Source organism: Pseudoalteromonas sp. SR45-4, assembly GCF_014163535.1.
GTDB lineage: Bacteria > Pseudomonadota > Gammaproteobacteria > Enterobacterales > Alteromonadaceae > Pseudoalteromonas > Pseudoalteromonas nigrifaciens.
In genome coordinates this window covers 26,378-43,181 of sequence record NZ_JACJDO010000016.1, presented here as the reverse complement: position 1 = coordinate 43,181, position 16,804 = coordinate 26,378, and the positions used below count along the sequence as shown (strand labels likewise).

Sequence of the window (16,804 nt, the reverse complement as noted above, 5' to 3'; positions counted from 1 at the left end):
AGCATGTTATTTTGCACCAAAACGGCGGTTAATAATGTTATCGGACAAAATTAGGACCCAATTCATCAAAACAGGAGTAGATTTAACTTTTACAATGACCGGTTTTCGCTCTAAGCTGACTATCAACGCTGCTAATTATGGGTATTTAGCTTCTAATCAGAGACTTCAAGATTGCAGGCTAAATTTAGCCTACAACTTATTAATTACGTGCTTAGCAACAGCAAGTGGCCTGCCAACTTTGCAACCCCCACCAAATCAAGTATTCAGTGATTGCTCGTTTTACTATGGGTCCTTCGTCTCGCACCTAAAATCACATCATCATCCACACTACAAATACCACAGAAAAACCGACCAAGTACAGTAGTCCTACCCAGCTTAAACTTTTAAGTAGTACGCCGTGTTTAATGCTGGGCTCGGAGCGCACTAGGCTAAAGTTAAGCCATGCAAATATAGGGGTGGTTACAAATGACAGTGTCATGGCAAAGGTAAGCATAGGACCTAAGGCTGATTCAAAAAATAAAATAACCGCCATACCAGCAAGTGCTTGCAGTATTAGCCATGTATTTAAGCTGTGTTTTGATTGCTTAAAACCAAGTAATTTATGCGATTCGTTTAAAGTACGCGCATAACCATCTAGTACCGTTAATGTGGTACCAAACATACATAAAAAAGCGATGGCTGATACTAGCGGCCTTGCCCACTCGCCAATGGTAAGTGCGTACATATCAATAAGCTGTTTGGCAAAAGCGACCCCACCGAGTTCTATATTACTGCTTTGCCCGTATTGCACTAATACACCTAAGCTAAAAAACACCAGCGCTAAGCCTGCGGTTAACCAGTAACCCACGTTAAAGTCGAACAAGCCTTCGCGTTTAGATATTGTTTGTTGTGCTTGTTTTTCCTTTAACCACAGTGAGCTAAGTGCGGATATTTCAATGGGGGCGGGCATCCAACCCATTAGTGCCACCATAAAGCTAAGCATGGCTAACTCATACGGTGAAGGGCCTACATAGTCAGCAGGTGCCATTGGGCCATTACTAAAGGCAATAGCAAGTGCTATTAATGTTGCTAATGTAAGTAGCCCCATAATGCCTTTTGCCACGTTATCTAGCGCTTTAAAGTGCCCTAGCAAAAGTATGGTTAAGCACACGCCAAGTAAAATCCAACACAGCAGTGTTATTTCTATTGTGATAGGTAGTGCGTAATGCAACAAGCTTGCGGTGAGTAATAATACGCCTGCAGTATTAACGATAGCGGCAACAACATTAAGAACAATGAAGCTGTAAAAATAAAATGGCCCTTTGCTTTTATAACCCTCTACTAGGCTATTTTTGGTAGCGAGTGTGTACTCCATGCCAAAGCGAAAAAATGGGTACTTTAAAACGTTTACTACTAAAATAAGCCAAAATAATTGCCAGCCAAATATGGCTCCCGCTTGGGTTGATGCCACTAAATGTGAACCACCAATTGCAGCGGTTGCCATTAGAATTCCCGGCCCCAATGCATTTAAGCGAGTTTGCCAATTTGATACTACAGAGCGCATGTGTGTACTTACTGTTTATTTATAATAATGAATAAATTACAGAGTTTTAACGCAAAATGAAAGCTGAAAAGTATTAATAAATGAGGGGGTAAAACGAAGCTAATAAATAATGGTTTTAGGCCCTAAAAGTTAGGGCCTAAACTCTAAAAACGTTAACGAAGATCCATCTCTTGGATGATTTCGTGTGCAATTTCTGGGGTTGTTATTTCTGGTTTTTCATGCAAATTAGCTTTAATTTGCCCTTTGCGATGTTTTAGTGACGTATCTAGTTTTTTTGCGGCACTACTAATTGCTGGATACAGCACTTCGTTTTCGCCCTTAACCGATATACGTGCACCTTCGTAAATAGTGCTAATTTCCGCTTGAAGCTTGTTGTGAACTTTAGAAAGAATAATGTCGAGCGCGATCAAAGATGGAAAGTGATTCGCTATTTTTGAAAACTTTTCGTTTACGTGTTCTCTAATTGAATCAGTAACGTCAACATGGTGACCTGTAAGATTAATTTTCATTTTATATCCTTTTATGTGTTACTTCATAGTTAGTATTGGGGGCAATATGAATTAACACAAGGAGAAATGTAACTATTTAAGCAAATATTTGTTAGTAAAGCTGATTTAGATCACTCACTGAGCATTAAACATGCAAAAGCCCGCATTATACGGGCTCTTTAAGCGGTTAAATAACATACTAACCGCGTTATATTTGTGCTATTAATCTGTGTATGAACAGCAATAATCAGCAAAGTCGCTTACTTTTACCTTAAAGCTTACGTTTGCATCAACATTAAATGATTCACCCGCATTAAATGTTTTCCACTCGCTTTCACCTGGCAATAAAATATCCCACTGCCCTGCTAATAATTCCATACATTCTTTTTGGTTAGTGTCGAACACAAACTCACCTGGTTGCATAAAGCCTAATGTTTTTGCTTCACCACTGCCTAATAAAACGGTTCGGCTTGACACTTTGCCATCAAAATACACATTGGCTTTTTTAATTACACTAACATTTTCGAACTTTGACATATTTAGCTCCTGCTAATAATTTAAGATTTTTATTTATAAATTTTATCGCACTACCTTGCCTGATAGCTTACTTTCTTGCAAGGAAAGCAGTATTGCTTTAAGTGAAGTTGTTTCATATTCGGGCATAAAAAAACCCGCAACATATGCGGGTTTTTCAATTGCTTACTTTATTTAATCAAAGGCGATTAAAAAAGCTCGTTTGCTTTATTTACAATGTTTGCCACTGTAAAGCCAAAGTGCTCAAACAGCTCGCCTGCAGGCGCTGACTCACCAAAGGTGGTCATACCTACTACTGCGCCATTTAGGCCTACGTACTTGTACCAGTAATCAGCAATACCTGCTTCTACTGCTACGCGGCGTGTAACAGATGCCGGTAATACGCTTTCTTTATACTCTGCGCTTTGCGTTTCAAAAGCATCAGTACACGGCATAGATACAACACGTACCTTTTTACCTTGCTTGCGTAGTTCGCTTGCAGAATCTTGTGCTAGTTGCACTTCAGAACCCGTTGCAATGAAAATAAGCTCTGGATTGCCTTCGCAGCTAAGGATGTAACCACCCTTTTTAACGTCGCTCAGTTGCTGTGCGTTACGTGCTTGTTGCTCTAAACCTTGGCGAGTAAAGATTAGTGATGTAGGACCGTCTTTACGCTCAATAGCTTGTTGCCATGCAATTGCCGACTCCACTTGGTCACATGGGCGCCAGTTGTATAAGTTAGGCGTTAAACGCATGCTAGCAATTTGCTCTACTGGTTGGTGAGTTGGACCATCTTCACCTAAACCAATTGAATCGTGCGTGTATACAAAAATGCTTGGTTGCTTCATTAATGCAGCCATACGTACAGCATTTTTTGCATATTCAACAAACATTAAGAACGTAGCACCGTAAGGAATAAAGCCTTTATGCAGGGCAATACCATTCATAATTGCCGACATACCAAACTCACGTACACCGTAATAAATGTAGTTACCGCTTGCATCGTCGCGTGTTAAGCCTTTAGAGCCATCCCAAATTGTTAGGTTTGAGCCTGCTAAATCGGCTGAACCACCCATAAATTCTGGTAATAACGGGCCAAATGCGTTTAATGCATTTTGCGACGCTTTACGAGACGCTGGGTTTGCAGGGTTTGCTTGCAGCTCTTCAATGTATGCTTGAGATTTTTCAGCCCAATCGCCTGGCAGTTCGTTGTTAATACGACGCTTGTATTCTGACGCTAGCTCTGGGTATGCTTTTGCGTATGCTGCAAATTTTTCATCCCAGCTTGATTCAAGCTGTTGACCTTTTTCTTTGCTATCCCATTGTGCATAAATGTCTGCAGGGATTTCGAATGCATCGCCAGTCCAACCTAAAAATTCGCGAGACGCTTTAATTTCGTCCTCACCTAGTGGTGCACCGTGACAATCGTGGCTACCCGACTTATTAGGTGAGCCGTAACCAATAATTGTTTTACAACAAATTAGTGATGGCTTATCGGTAACACTTTTAGCTTCTGCGATTGCAGCACTTATAGCATCGCTGTCGTGGCCATCAACACCGCTAATTACATGCCAACCGTACGCTTTAAAGCGAGCTGGCGTATCATCGGTAAACCAACCTTCTACTTCGCCATCGATTGAAATGCCGTTGTCATCCCAAAATGCAACAAGTTTACCTAGGCCTAATGTGCCTGCAAGTGAACCAGCTTCATGAGAAATACCTTCCATTAAGCAGCCGTCGCCCATAAATGCATAGGTAAAGTGATCAACAATATCGTGACCTTCACGGTTAAACTGTGCAGCTAGCGCTTTTTCGGCAATTGCCATACCTACTGCGTTAGTGATCCCTTGACCTAACGGGCCGGTAGTAGTTTCGATTCCTGGTGCATAACCGTACTCTGGGTGACCAGGTGTTTTTGAATGCATTTGACGGAAGTTTTTAATTTCGTCTAACGGTAAATCATAACCCGTTAAATGTAATAAAGAATAAATAAGCATTGAACCGTGGCCGTTCGATAATATAAAGCGATCTCGGTCAGCCCACTCTGGGTTTGTTGGGTTATGTTTTAGATAATCGCGCCATAATACTTCTGCGATATCTGCCATGCCCATAGGGGCTCCAGGATGACCAGATTTGGCCTTTTGTACTGCGTCCATTGACAAGACACGAATAGCATTTGCAAGTTCTTTGCGAGATGGCATGAATTCTCCTACCTTAATATATTTTTGCGCGGGTATTTATGTATTCGATTATGCCGCCGTATAACTTGGCGACTAGTGTATACTCCATTCTTACTTATTGTAGGGGCGGTGTGCAATTAAAAACCCATAATAATAGGTCATTATGAATATTTTTTGAGACCGAAAAGTTATTAAATATTTTATTTAGACGTCTAGGCGTAAAAACACTATGCAAGGTGTTTTGTTTTCGATAAAATACGCCCCTTAATTTTTTAGCGCTAATACCGACGTTTGTGAAGCGCAATATTTGTGAGCAGAAATACAATGGCAAAACATTTATTTACTTCTGAATCAGTTTCTGAAGGTCATCCGGATAAAATCGCCGATCAAATCTCTGATGCGGTACTTGATGCTATCCTTGAGCAAGATTCTCATGCCCGAGTTGCGTGTGAAACTTACGTAAAAACCGGTATGGTTATGGTTGGTGGTGAAATCACTACTAGCGCATGGGTTGATATCGAAGAAATTACACGTAAAACAATTCGCGACATTGGCTACACTAATTCAGATATGGGTTTTGATGCAGATTCATGTGCAATTTTAAACACTATTGGTAAACAGTCTCCTGACATTAACCAAGGTGTTGACCGTACTAGCCCAGAAGAACAAGGCGCTGGCGATCAAGGCTTAATGTTTGGTTACGCATGTAACGAAACTGAAGTACTAATGCCTGCTCCTATTACCTACTCACACCGTTTAGTGCAGCGCCAAGCACAGGTTCGTAAAAGCGGCGAGCTTAACTGGTTACGCCCAGATGCAAAATCACAAGTTACGTTTGCATACGAAAACGGCAAGCCAGTAGGTATTGATGCTGTTGTACTTTCTACGCAGCACAGCGAAGATATTTCACAAAAAGATTTAATCGAAGCGGTGATGGAAACTATCATCAAGCCGGTACTTCCTGCTGAGCTAATTACTAGCGCGACTAAGTTTTTTATTAACCCAACAGGTCGCTTTGTAATTGGCGGACCAATGGGCGATTGTGGCTTAACCGGTCGTAAAATCATTGTAGATACCTACGGCGGCATGGCTCGTCACGGTGGCGGTGCTTTCTCTGGTAAAGATCCATCAAAAGTTGACCGTAGTGCTGCCTATGCTGCACGTTATGTTGCTAAAAACATTGTTGCTGCTGGCCTTGCTGATAAGTGTGAGCTACAAGTATCGTACGCTATTGGTATTGCAGAGCCTACGTCTATAAGCGTAGAAACCTTTGGTACCAGCAAACTAGAAGAAAGCCGTTTAATTGAGCTTATTCGCGAGCACTTTGACTTGCGCCCTTACGGTTTAATTAAAATGCTTGATTTAGAGCGCCCTATCTACCTTCCAACGGCGGCTTACGGCCACTTTGGTCGTGAAGAGTTCCCTTGGGAGCGTACCGATAAAGCAGAAGCACTTCGCGCTGCTGCTGGTCTTTAAGCCAACATACTATTAAAAATATAAACGGCCCTTTTAAGGGTCGTTTTTATATCTAAAGCTTATTATTCAAGCCGTGAAACATAAATCACTCTCGAATTGTTTTGCACTTTCGGTATATACTCGTTTTACTATAAAAGCTTAGGGAATTAAAAATGGCCGACAACTTTAGTGTTACCTTTGTAGGACTCGCTGAGGGCGTTGACAGCAAAGCTGTTACTGCCATGCTTGCTACTAAATTAAAAACATCAAATGAAAAAGTGTCGCTTTTTTTTAATGGTAAACCGCTATTTGTGCCAAGCAATAAAGACAAAGCCCTAAAGCAAGCCAAACTACTTGCCAGCTTAGGTATTAAAAGTAAGCTGCAGGCTGTTACCAACCCTAATAAAAATACTCAACTGACAAGTGCAACGAGTAGCCAGCGCGATGACAGAATTTTTGATGCGCTTGATTACATTACCAGTAGCTTAATTCGCCTTGAAGAAAAACTAGACGAGCTTGAACAGCGCCTACCCGAGGTTGAAGCCACAGCAATTACCGATGAACACATAGAGTGGCAAGACGATGATCTTATGCTTGATGATGAGTTGCTCACGCCACTGCAAAAACGCAGTAATGTGTTGTTATATTCACTCATAGCAACTGTGGTTACTTTGCTTATTTTATTAGCAATATATTTAACCGTCCCTAACTTATTCTCTTTTTAATTACGGGGTGAAATCCTAAAGTGAGCAATAAACGTGCAACAATAAGAGCGTCTGTCCGCGAACTGCGTAATAATTTATCAAACAACCAACAATTAATTGCCGCCCAATCGCTAAAAGTGAATTTTATTCAACACTTAAATGGCAAAAAAAACACTAAAAAAGAGCATATTGCCATTTATTTTAGTAACGATGGCGAGTTAGATACCTCATTGTTAATTAATGAATTATGGGATAAAGGGCACACCCTTTACCTACCTGTAATCCACCCCTTTAACGGGGCTAATTTACTATTTCAGCGTTATGAAAAAAACTCACCCATGAAGGCAAACCGCTATGGTATCTTGGAACCTAAGCTCAATTGTACTCAAATATGCCCGTTACCAGAGCTTGATTACCTACTTATGCCATTAGTGGCATTTGATAACCAAGGTAATCGCTTAGGAATGGGGGGTGGGTTTTACGATCGGACATTGGCGCGGCTACACCAGCAACACTGGCAAAAGCCGCAACTTATTGGTTTAGCACATGAATGCCAAAAAGTAACAGCTTTACCCATAGAATCATGGGATGTGCCACTTAAAACAATTATCACCCCAAATAAAACCTACTGTTGGTAAAGCGTTACTTTGTATACCAGCAGAAATTTTTGACATAAATGAGCATAAAACAATGACACAAGACGAATTAAAAAAAGCAGCTGCTTGGGCAGCGTTAGAGTTTGTAAAAGAGAACACTATTGTAGGCGTAGGTACAGGCTCAACGGTTAATCACTTTATTGATGCACTAGGCTCAATAAAAGACACTATTAAAGGCGCGGTTTCTAGTTCAGAAGCCTCAACTGCTCGTTTAAAAGCGCTAGGCATTGAAGTATTTGAACTTAATGACGTTGATGTTTTAGATGTATACGTTGACGGCGCTGATGAAATTAACGCCCATAACGAAATGATTAAAGGCGGTGGTGCAGCCCTTACTCGTGAAAAAATAGTAGCAGCGGTAGCTAAACAATTTGTGTGCATTGTAGATGACACCAAATTAGTAGCAATCTTGGGTGGTTTTCCACTGCCGGTTGAAGTTATACCCATGGCACGCAGTTACGTAGCACGCGAATTATTAAAACTTGGCGGTGATCCTGTGTATCGCCAAGGTGTAGTTACCGATAACGGTAACGTTATTTTAGATGTACATAATTTAAAAATTACCCAAGCTAAACAACTTGAAACACAAATTAATCAAATTGTTGGCGTAGTTACCAACGGCCTATTCGCAGAGCGTGGCGCTGATAAAGTGATTATCGGCACTAAAAATGGGCCACAAATTAAATAGGATGAGGTTATGAGTAAGGTATCGTTGGCAAAAGACAAAATTAAAATTCTTTTGCTTGAAGGTGTTCACCAAAGCGCTGTTGAAACGCTAAAACGTAACGGTTATAGCAACATCGACTATGTTAAAACATCCTTACCTGAGGACGAGCTAAAAGAACGTATTAAAGACGTACACTTTGTGGGGCTTCGTTCTCGTACTCATATTAACCAAGCTGTGTTAGAAGCTGCTGAAAAGCTCGTTGCGGTTGGCTGCTTTTGTATTGGCACTAACCAGGTTGACTTAAATGCGGCGCGCGAACGTGGTATTGCAGTATTTAACGCACCATTTTCTAACACCCGCTCGGTTGCAGAGCTTGTACTTGGTGAAATACTATTGCTATTACGCGGTATTCCACAGCGTAATGCTGCTGCACATCGTGGCGGCTGGTTAAAAACCGCAAACGGCTCGTTTGAAGCTCGTGGTAAAACATTGGGTATTATTGGCTATGGCCACATTGGTACCCAGTTAGGTATTATGGCCGAAAATATTGGTATGCATGTTGAGTTTTACGATATTGAAGATAAGTTATCACTTGGCAACGCTAAGCAAGTACATAATTTAACTCAGCTATTACAACGCTCTGATATTATTACTTTGCATGTACCTGAAACCCCACAAACTAAGAACCTTATTGGCACTGCCGAACTTGCGGTTATGAAACAGGGCGCTATTTTAATAAACGCTTCACGCGGTACTGTGGTTGATATTGACGCATTGGCAGAAGCGCTTACCGATAAAAAACTCAGTGGTGCAGCAATCGATGTATTCCCGATTGAGCCTAAATCTAACGATGAAGAGTTTGTATCGCCACTGCGTAATTTTGACAATGTTATTTTAACGCCGCACATTGGTGGTTCAACTCAAGAAGCACAAGAAAACATTGGTATTGAAGTAGCTGGAAAATTAGCTAAATACTCAGATAACGGCTCAACTATTACTGCTGTTAACTTCCCTGAAGTATCACTACCAGAGCTTGCTAATCGTAGTCGCTTACTGCATGTACATCACAACCGCCCTGGCGTATTAACACAAATAAACCAAGCGTTTGCACAGCACGGTATTAACATTGCCGCGCAGTACCTACAAACTGATGAATCAATTGGTTATGTAGTTATTGATGTAGATACCGACCACTCAGAAGTTGCCCTTAAAGAGCTAAGCGCTGTTGAAGGCACGATAAGAGCACGTATTTTACACTAACTAATTTAAGCTTTAGAAAATTTTAAGCCGCGTTTACTTTATAGTAAACGCGGCTTTTTTATTCCCCTGCTTAGCGGTAAAACTAATTAAAATAGGAATATATTTTAATTTTGATTAACTGTCTGCTCTATTCTTTTATCAGGCACTAACCATAGCAGCGCCACTGCCACATATATTACTTGTGCTAACCACGGTGCTACAAATGCTACACCAACTGCCGATAAGTAAAGCGCCATAGACACTTTGCCTTTCCAATCTGCGCCGATTGCTTTGCGTAAAACAGAGCTGCAGCCATCTGTTGCCATTATGCTGCGTTGTAAAATATTATACGCAATCGCCGCCATAAACAGCACGGCACCATAAGTCGCGGTAGGTAGCGGCTCAAAGTGATTACCTCCCATCCAACTGGTCGAGAACGGGAATAATGATAACCAAAAAAGTAAATTTAAATTTGACCACAATACCCCACCCGAAACACTGCCAGCAGCGTGTAATAAATGATGGTGGTTATTCCAGTAAATTCCTACGTATACAAAACTTAAAACATAACTAAAAAAGTTAGGGAGCATAGGCACAAGTGCTTCAATTCCTGCGCCTTCAGGTATTTTTAGCTCCAATACCATAATGGTAATAATAATTGCTAACACACCACCACTAAAAGCTTCTAATCGACCTTTTCCCATCTGTAACCCTGTAACCCCGTTCAACTTTAAGTAATTAGTTTGAGCCTTAATGGCTATTTAATACGATAAATAACAGCTTTTATAGTAATGAATACTAACGATTAAATAAGTACCGGTAAACTAATTGTTAATTCTTGAGCGTTAACACCTAGTATAAACGTAAAATTTACGCATAAAAAAGCGCGAGTTAAACTCGCGCTTTAATTATGTGCGTCGTACTATTATTTTTAACTGATAGCACGATTGCTAGAGCGACTTTTAGTCGCCTTTAACTTCTAAATTAATGTACTCTACAAGTTTTTCAGGCTGGCCTATTAGCATCATTATTTGTTGGTTAACTTCCATCATAGTTTTGCCTTCAGGTAGTTTTGCCGACACGCTAAATGAATTTAAACCTTTAACAAAGCCGCTAATCGCCTCTGCAATCTCTTCGGTTACTGGCGCTTGCTGTAGTTGCTGCTCAACCATCATTTGCATTTGCTCAACATTCATACCTTGCTTAACAAGCTCACTTTCTAGCAACGCTTTAAGCTCGCCTTGGTTATTAAGTTCAAAGTTAACACTGCGCGGCTCTAACTTACTCATGGCTTTCATTATTAGCGTTTGCTGCTGTAATTCTTGCTCATAAGTTAAAGGCTGGCTGCCCGCTGCTTGCTGCGCTTTACTAATCGCAAGCGATGCATCCATAAGTGCTTGTGTGTTTGCCAGTCCCATATTCATATTAAAGCTAACAATGTCTTTTGCATCTAACTTAACAACCACATCGCTGTCGCCCGACTTTTCATCGTAATCAAGTGATGAATGTAAATCGTAACTGGCCGACGCTAACATAGTATTTGTATCGGCTGGTAATTTAGCCACAAAGTCTTTATTAAATTGAAAGCTTTTTACATCAAATGTAGTGTGTGGTGAAATTTTATCGGTTTCGTAGCCTGTCACTTCAATGCTTTGAATACTGGCAACATTATCGCCTTCAGAACTAATGACTTCCATATTGCTAATTTCTACACTATTGGAAATAACACTAGCCGATAAGTCTGCATACTTAAATGTAGCGCCGGTTTGCTCGCTCACTAGTGCTAGTTGCTTATCTATTTCTGCACGTACTTCTTTAGTGGCTACGTGATTTGCATAACTTACGCCACCAACACCGGCAGCTACAATTGCTGCAGCTATAACTAACTTTTTCATGTTATTTCCTTATTTAAGTCTTTATATAAATTGTTTCAGCTCAAGAGTAACATTGCAGAACATCACCGATAAGCGTTTTTGCTAATTAATTAAACTAAGTAACTCATGTACTGTTTTTATCGGGGTGATCTTAGCGCCCAGCCCTTCCATTGATTTATGGTAATTACGAAATGGAATAAATATTTCCGTAAAGCCATGCTGCGCAGCTTCTTTAACGCGCGGTACGCCACTGTCTATTGGGCGTACGTCGCCATTTAAACTCAGCTCTCCCATAATACAAGTGGTACGTGGCACCACAAAATCATTTAAGCTGCTAAGTAGCGCAGCAACCAACGCTAAATCTATACAGGTTTCTGATTCATCAATTTTTAAGCCACCCACTATATTAAAAAACGTATCGTGAAATATTTTAGTTTTTGTGTGCTTACGCAGTATGCCGGTGAGCATTTTTATTCGGTTCATGTTTAAACCAACGCAAACACGCTGCGGAAATTCCGCCTCAATCTCAGTGGTTAAACATTGAATTTCGAGTAATAAATTACGATTACCTTTACGAATACACGTAATTGCAGAGCCAGGTGAATCTGTAGTTGAGCCTGATAAAAATATTTCGCTGGGGTTATCAACGCTGAGCATACCGCGTTCGCACATTCTAAAAATACCGACTGTATCTATATCACCAAAGCGGTTTTTATTTGCTCGTAAGGTACGAATTTGCCCATCGTTAGTATCTATATGCAATAGAGCGTCAACTATATGCACCAGCGTTTGCGGACCAGCTATTTCGTTGTTTTTATTTACATGGGCAATAATGAACATAGTGACATCATTTTGCTTACAGTATTGCGTAAGTGCTTGCGCGGCACTTTTCACTTGCGAAGGCGAGCCTGGGCTACCGTTAGCTGTGTCGGTGACCACTGCTTGAATGGAGTCTATTACTGCAAACTTAATTTTATTTTTATCGAGTTCTTCAATGATGGTTTCAACACTGGTTTCGGAAAGTAAATAAAGCGCATCAGGGTTATAGTTTAGCTTTAAGCGATTTACTCTGTTTTTAAACTGCGATAAAGATTCTTCTGCGGTACAGTAAAGTGAGGGCATACGTTGTGACATTCGCGCCACTAAATCAGATAACAAGGTTGTTTTACCGGCCCCAGGATCGCCTGAAATTATATTAACTGATCCCGTTGTTACACCGCCACTTAAAACACGATCGAGCTCGCCAATTTCAGTGAGCTGTTTTTCGGTTTCTGCGGTAGCAATATCATTAATTTTTTTAGAACCGCCACCAATCCCCCCAGCATAACCACCTACACTTACGCGTGCCGATGCTTTTTTACTTTGCCCTGCTGACGGTTTAAATTCTGCTAATGTGTTCCATGCACCACAGCGGCATTGACCTTGCCAACGTTGGTAGTTCATGCCACATTCGGTACAAACAAACTCTACTTTTGCCGCTTTAGCCATTTATAACTTTACCTACTATTCTTTAATTTTAAAAATACTTAATGTTAAGTGCTTATTTTATCATTTTAAACTTTCGCCTAACAATGAGTCATGCCAACAAGATAATTTAGCACTACTATTATTATCTATAAATGCTGTTTTCTTTTTTACTATACTTTAGGGCATACTTATTGCTTGAATAATAGTTTAAAGTAACTTGCCAATAAATTGGTATTTAACACATAATAACAAGCGCTAAACTGTAGTTACTCGAATAATCGTACCTATATTAATAACAATAACACGATACGACATTTATTGAGTTTTCTAATAAATGGATTTAATAGTATACCTACTTTTTTAATTAGACGGTGATGGTTTTATAAATGGCTGAAGACATACTGCTCAAGCACGAAGATCTTATATCTGAATTAAAACATTATTTAGGCAACCCTAAATTTGATTTAATTTTTAAGTCTAAAATAGCTGGGCTTACAAAGCCTGAACAGTTTTTAATGAAAATGGAAATGACACGCTTATCTCAGCCGATAGCGCGCTTTATTGACTTACGTGGTTTGGTGACTGGGCAGGTAAAGCCTTATGATCACAATGGCAAACAACATTTCATGGATGAAACAGCGATTGAAGTATTTGAAGCTGCGCTAAAACAACACGGTGGTTATACCCTTGCCGTTTATGAGGCAGTGATGAACACCGAAAATAATCATCGGGTGTTACAACGCAAAACCACAGAAAAAATTGCAGAGCAAGCCATTGATGACTCCCTTAATACAAATGTTATAAAGTTTGCCTCTTATGAAAGCCGCTCTGAAGAGCGAATGAACTATTCAATTAAAGTAACGGTTGAATACAACGACAAAAAAAGTATTGCTGCTAGCACTTCCGATATATCCCTCAGTGGTTGTAAAATAAAGCTAGCCACTCGTTATGTGCTAAAAAAAGGACATTTAATCGCCTTGCGTTTGGTAGGTTTAGAGCAAGACTTTGAGCTAGGTTTAAAAAATGGCATTCAGTATGAGGTTGTCGCTGTAGAAAATATTTCTAAAGAGTTTAATCATATTCGTTTAAAACGCACCTTTATTGAAAATAATGAAGCGTTTGATAATTTTTTAGAAAGCTTTATCCACGGTAATAAACGTCGCTATAAAGTAAACCTTGATAATACGCTCGATGCTGTGGTTTCTAAGGGTTACGAGCAATACTATATTCCACGCGTCACCTCTTTATATGTGTTTTTAAGTAAAAAAGACAATGTACTTTATCCTAGCTTAAGTCTAACCACCGAAAACAACATTTTTATTCAACGTTACTTTACCGATGAACGCCAAACCCCTTGTTTATACAGTGTGCTTAATGAGCAACGCATTAATGCATTACTTTTAAAACAGGCTCCAGTTAAAGAAGATTATTTATATACTTTTACTCATATTTCAGCGGGCAAAATTTATTATTATTCTGCAACACGTAATGAGCTTGAACAAAACCCTCAGCTAAAAAACTTATTTTTAGGTTTTGGCAGTCAAAAAGACACTTGGCAGTGCTTTAAAATACAAATTATGCCAAGCCATCCAGATGACTCATTTATTCCTTTATCGTTACCAAACACTGTAAGTAAAAATATTGAAAAGCTCAATAAGCCGCCTTCTCCTCGGGTAGAAGGGTTAGTGAAAAATGTAAAATATATGGTGGTACTAACTGCTATTGGTAATAAAACTGAACAGCAACACTATCAGCAATTAAATTACGATAAAGCTTTGATTAATCAATTGAAGAATTTTGGCCATAGCAAAAGTAAGTCTGCGCCTTATTTAGATATTGTACCTTTAGAGTATGTAAATCTTCGCTCTGATAAGCGCTACTTATATAAAACGAATGTGTCGATTAGCGTAAACGATGAGGTAGTACATGGCCTTACTCGCGACTTTTCGGTTATGGGCTTGCAGCTTGAATGCAAACAACCAGTAAGCTTAAAAAAAGGCGACATTGTTTTACTCTCGTTTCCTGACTTACAAAAAATAACCAAAACATATCAGCTTAGTGAGCTAAAGTACGAAGTGATGGCTGTAAATAAGTCGTTCACTATTATTAATTTAAAAGCCAGCCGAGTTGCCGACTTACCCCATGCTGGAGTGCTGTTTTTTACGCAGTTAATTAACAGTAATAAAGATAAACTAAAAGTGTCAGAAGAAGCGCCTAAAGTGCCAGGGCTCTCTACAGCACTTAGAAATATGGTAACTAAAAGCGTTTGCCAGTTCCCACTTTATTTACATAAAGAAGGAGCGCACTTTAAAGCAGGTGCAATTGGCTTTGGCTTATACCCTAGCCCACTACATGTGCTTTTACAAAACTTTGGTTTGTTGGGTAATAAAACCGATTTATCGAGCATTATTACTGATGAGCAAATCGTTAATGTGATCACCCCACAGATAAAAGATCTTAGCCGCCAAGATCCGCCAAGCGCCTTTACACTTGTGATTAATTTTGATCCCCGTAAGGGCAGTATTTCAGAGTCTACTACCAGTTATTGCATAGCAGGTGAGGATTATAATGATTTTCAGGAACAAATAAGCAAAGGCTTAAAGTCGAATCTTATTTTTGTTATGCGCTTGTATATATCACGTACTGGACGCCCAGATACCGATTATTTATCTAACGAACTAAAATATGTGAGTCAATATGCGCTGCATAAAGCAAGGGAATTAGAAGAGGCATTGTGGTCTGTAGCGGGTGTCGGTGATATTGTCGATATCACCGAAGAAGCCTTAAGCCATTTAAAACTTGAACAGCAACAAGTTGACCAAATGGGTCGCCGCAAACTGCTTTGGCTAAACCGCCTGCGTTAAACAGTAGCCACACTATTTAATGGTATAGCTAGCATATACAGTAATTGTAATAACGAGCCTTGGCAAATAGCTGCTTGGGCTTGCTCAACCACTTTTGCTTTACCATGTACTGCTACACCTAGCCCTGCTGTTGCCATCATTTTTAAATCGTTAGCCCCATCGCCAATCGCCACTGTTTGCGACTTTATTAATCCCAGCTGTTGCTGTAATGACTCTAAAATAACGGCTTTTTGCTGTGCATCTACAATTGTTCCTAATACTTTACCTGTGAGCTTATTATCTTTAAATTCAAGCACATTAGCGTGTACTTCATCTAAATTGATTAACGCTTGTACTTGCTCTGCAAAGGGTACGAAACCACCCGACGCAATGGCTAAGTGCCACTGATGCTGTTTAAGTATTTGGCAAAGCATTTTAATACCCGGCATTAAAGGTAAATTATTTTTTAACTCATCTATTAAGCTTTTTTCAATTCCGGTAAGTTTAGCGACGCGCTGATTTAGGCTTTCACTAAAATCAAGCTTACCAGCCATTGCCAGTGCAGTTACCGAAGCAACCTCATCGTATACGTTAGCTAAGCGTGCAATTTCATCTATGCACTCAATAGTAATAGCGGTTGAATCCATATCCATTACCAATAAACCTGGCTCATACAAGTTGGGTGGGCAAGCTATTTGCACTAGCTGAAAATCAAGTGTGCTGGAAAATTGTTGTAATACTAGCGGGTTAATCGGCAGCTCTGCTTGCTTAATATAAAAACACAGTGCCGCTGGTAAACTTAAGTCGGGCTGATACTGGCAAAGCCCTGTAACGGTTTGATTATGCTTCGCAAAAAAATCTATTATGGCTTTAATATGGGTAATACTAAAATTGCCAGCAAAGGCAATACTAAATAAACCTTGGTGTTTATTAGGTAGGTTTTTTAACGGTAAAAACACCTCATCCTGATAGCTAAACCATTTATTTAATACTAACTGCGTTAATGGTTGCTCAGCACCAGGCTGTGCCATGTTCGTTTGCGACATGGATTCTCCGTGAATTTTTTTGTTATCCTGATAGCTACTTACAAAATGTTAAATATATTACTTGCGCTAAATTCGCCATCAGGTGGGGTTTAAGGTTATAGTATACCCAAACAACTTGGGTATAGCATT

14 protein-coding genes are annotated in these 16,804 nt (G+C 39.8%); 6 read left to right on the top strand and 8 right to left on the bottom strand.

The window, feature by feature from the left end:
- Nucleotides 1–310 precede the first annotated feature (310 nt).
- From H5058_RS08875 to tkt, 4 genes are all read right to left on the bottom strand, one after another.
- Nucleotides 311–1,483 (bottom strand): NRAMP family divalent metal transporter, encoded by a 1,173-nt coding sequence (locus tag H5058_RS08875; protein WP_404936296.1) that lies wholly within the window; start codon nucleotides 1,481–1,483, stop codon nucleotides 311–313.
- 212 nt (nucleotides 1,484–1,695) lie between these two features.
- The gene (gene hpf, locus H5058_RS08870; protein WP_011327370.1) at nucleotides 1,696–2,052 is read right to left on the bottom strand and encodes a ribosome hibernation-promoting factor, HPF/YfiA family; all 357 of its coding nucleotides are present in this window, start codon (nucleotides 2,050–2,052) and stop codon (nucleotides 1,696–1,698) included.
- Between the two features lie 201 nt (nucleotides 2,053–2,253).
- Nucleotides 2,254–2,568 carry a pyrimidine/purine nucleoside phosphorylase gene (locus H5058_RS08865; protein WP_011327369.1) on the bottom strand — a complete coding sequence of 105 codons (315 nt, stop codon included), beginning with the start codon at nucleotides 2,566–2,568 and terminating at the stop codon, nucleotides 2,254–2,256.
- Nucleotides 2,569–2,753: 185 nt separating this feature from the next.
- Complete coding sequence (gene tkt, locus H5058_RS08860) at nucleotides 2,754–4,745, bottom strand: transketolase (protein WP_182677737.1); 1,992 nt, start codon at nucleotides 4,743–4,745, stop codon at nucleotides 2,754–2,756.
- A gap of 303 nt (nucleotides 4,746–5,048) precedes the next feature.
- Here tkt and metK point away from each other — a divergent pair, with 303 nt between their 5' ends.
- The 5 genes from metK to serA all read left to right on the top strand — a co-directional run bounded on the left by metK (nucleotide 5,049) and on the right by serA (nucleotide 9,466).
- Nucleotides 5,049–6,200, top strand: coding sequence for a methionine adenosyltransferase (metK, locus tag H5058_RS08855; RefSeq protein ID WP_011327367.1), 1,152 nt, complete (start codon nucleotides 5,049–5,051; stop codon nucleotides 6,198–6,200).
- A 152-nt stretch (nucleotides 6,201–6,352) separates the two neighbouring features.
- A complete protein-coding gene (locus H5058_RS08850) occupies nucleotides 6,353–6,904 on the top strand; it encodes a hypothetical protein (protein ID WP_182677735.1) in 552 nt (183 codons plus the stop codon).
- Between the two features lie 20 nt (nucleotides 6,905–6,924).
- Nucleotides 6,925–7,521, top strand: coding sequence for a 5-formyltetrahydrofolate cyclo-ligase (locus tag H5058_RS08845; protein WP_182677732.1), 597 nt, complete (start codon nucleotides 6,925–6,927; stop codon nucleotides 7,519–7,521).
- Nucleotides 7,522–7,573: 52 nt separating this feature from the next.
- A complete protein-coding gene (gene rpiA / locus H5058_RS08840) occupies nucleotides 7,574–8,227 on the top strand; it encodes a ribose-5-phosphate isomerase RpiA (protein WP_182677730.1) in 654 nt (217 codons plus the stop codon).
- Nucleotides 8,228–8,236: 9 nt separating this feature from the next.
- Nucleotides 8,237–9,466 (top strand): phosphoglycerate dehydrogenase, encoded by a 1,230-nt coding sequence (gene serA, locus H5058_RS08835; RefSeq protein ID WP_182677728.1) that lies wholly within the window; start codon nucleotides 8,237–8,239, stop codon nucleotides 9,464–9,466.
- Nucleotides 9,467–9,570: 104 nt separating this feature from the next.
- Here the strand turns inward: serA and H5058_RS08830 are convergent, their stop codons facing one another.
- The 3 genes from H5058_RS08830 to radA all read right to left on the bottom strand — a co-directional run bounded on the left by H5058_RS08830 (nucleotide 9,571) and on the right by radA (nucleotide 12,807).
- Nucleotides 9,571–10,149, bottom strand: a complete 579-nt coding sequence (locus H5058_RS08830; protein ID WP_182677726.1) for a TMEM175 family protein — start codon at nucleotides 10,147–10,149, stop codon at nucleotides 9,571–9,573.
- A 258-nt stretch (nucleotides 10,150–10,407) separates the two neighbouring features.
- Nucleotides 10,408–11,340, bottom strand: coding sequence for a hypothetical protein (locus H5058_RS08825; RefSeq protein WP_182677724.1), 933 nt, complete (start codon nucleotides 11,338–11,340; stop codon nucleotides 10,408–10,410).
- A gap of 81 nt (nucleotides 11,341–11,421) precedes the next feature.
- Nucleotides 11,422–12,807 (bottom strand): DNA repair protein RadA, encoded by a 1,386-nt coding sequence (gene radA / locus H5058_RS08820; RefSeq protein ID WP_011327360.1) that lies wholly within the window; start codon nucleotides 12,805–12,807, stop codon nucleotides 11,422–11,424.
- A 365-nt stretch (nucleotides 12,808–13,172) separates the two neighbouring features.
- On the opposite strand from radA, the gene H5058_RS08815 reads away from it, so the two are divergent.
- Nucleotides 13,173–15,650, top strand: coding sequence for a PilZ domain-containing protein (locus H5058_RS08815; RefSeq protein WP_182677722.1), 2,478 nt, complete (start codon nucleotides 13,173–13,175; stop codon nucleotides 15,648–15,650).
- Here H5058_RS08815 and serB read toward each other — a convergent pair.
- A complete protein-coding gene (gene serB / locus H5058_RS08810; RefSeq protein WP_182677720.1) occupies nucleotides 15,647–16,675 on the bottom strand; it encodes a phosphoserine phosphatase SerB in 1,029 nt (342 codons plus the stop codon). The genes H5058_RS08815 and serB overlap by 4 nt on opposite strands.
- Between the last annotated feature and the right edge of the window lie 129 nt (nucleotides 16,676–16,804).

Excerpts from the sequence above, each read along its gene's own strand:
- H5058_RS08850 (WP_182677735.1), top strand. The coding sequence starts at position 6,353 with ATGGCCGACAACTTTAGTGTTACCTTTGTAGGACTCGCTGAGGGCGTT.
- H5058_RS08815 (WP_182677722.1), top strand. The coding sequence starts at position 13,173 with ATGGCTGAAGACATACTGCTCAAGCACGAAGATCTTATATCTGAATTA.
- H5058_RS08830 (WP_182677726.1), bottom strand. The coding sequence starts at position 10,149 with ATGGGAAAAGGTCGATTAGAAGCTTTTAGTGGTGGTGTGTTAGCAATT.
- H5058_RS08865 (WP_011327369.1), bottom strand. The coding sequence starts at position 2,568 with ATGTCAAAGTTCGAAAATGTTAGTGTAATTAAAAAAGCCAATGTGTAT.
- H5058_RS08875 (WP_404936296.1), bottom strand. The coding sequence starts at position 1,483 with ATGGCAACCGCTGCAATTGGTGGTTCACATTTAGTGGCATCAACCCAA.
- H5058_RS08825 (WP_182677724.1), bottom strand. The coding sequence starts at position 11,340 with ATGAAAAAGTTAGTTATAGCTGCAGCAATTGTAGCTGCCGGTGTTGGT.
- serB (WP_182677720.1), bottom strand. The coding sequence starts at position 16,675 with ATGTCGCAAACGAACATGGCACAGCCTGGTGCTGAGCAACCATTAACG.
- hpf (WP_011327370.1), bottom strand. The coding sequence starts at position 2,052 with ATGAAAATTAATCTTACAGGTCACCATGTTGACGTTACTGATTCAATT.
- rpiA (WP_182677730.1), top strand. The coding sequence starts at position 7,574 with ATGACACAAGACGAATTAAAAAAAGCAGCTGCTTGGGCAGCGTTAGAG.
- metK (WP_011327367.1), top strand. The coding sequence starts at position 5,049 with ATGGCAAAACATTTATTTACTTCTGAATCAGTTTCTGAAGGTCATCCG.
- radA (WP_011327360.1), bottom strand. The coding sequence starts at position 12,807 with ATGGCTAAAGCGGCAAAAGTAGAGTTTGTTTGTACCGAATGTGGCATG.
- serA (WP_182677728.1), top strand. The coding sequence starts at position 8,237 with ATGAGTAAGGTATCGTTGGCAAAAGACAAAATTAAAATTCTTTTGCTT.
- tkt (WP_182677737.1), bottom strand. The coding sequence starts at position 4,745 with ATGCCATCTCGCAAAGAACTTGCAAATGCTATTCGTGTCTTGTCAATG.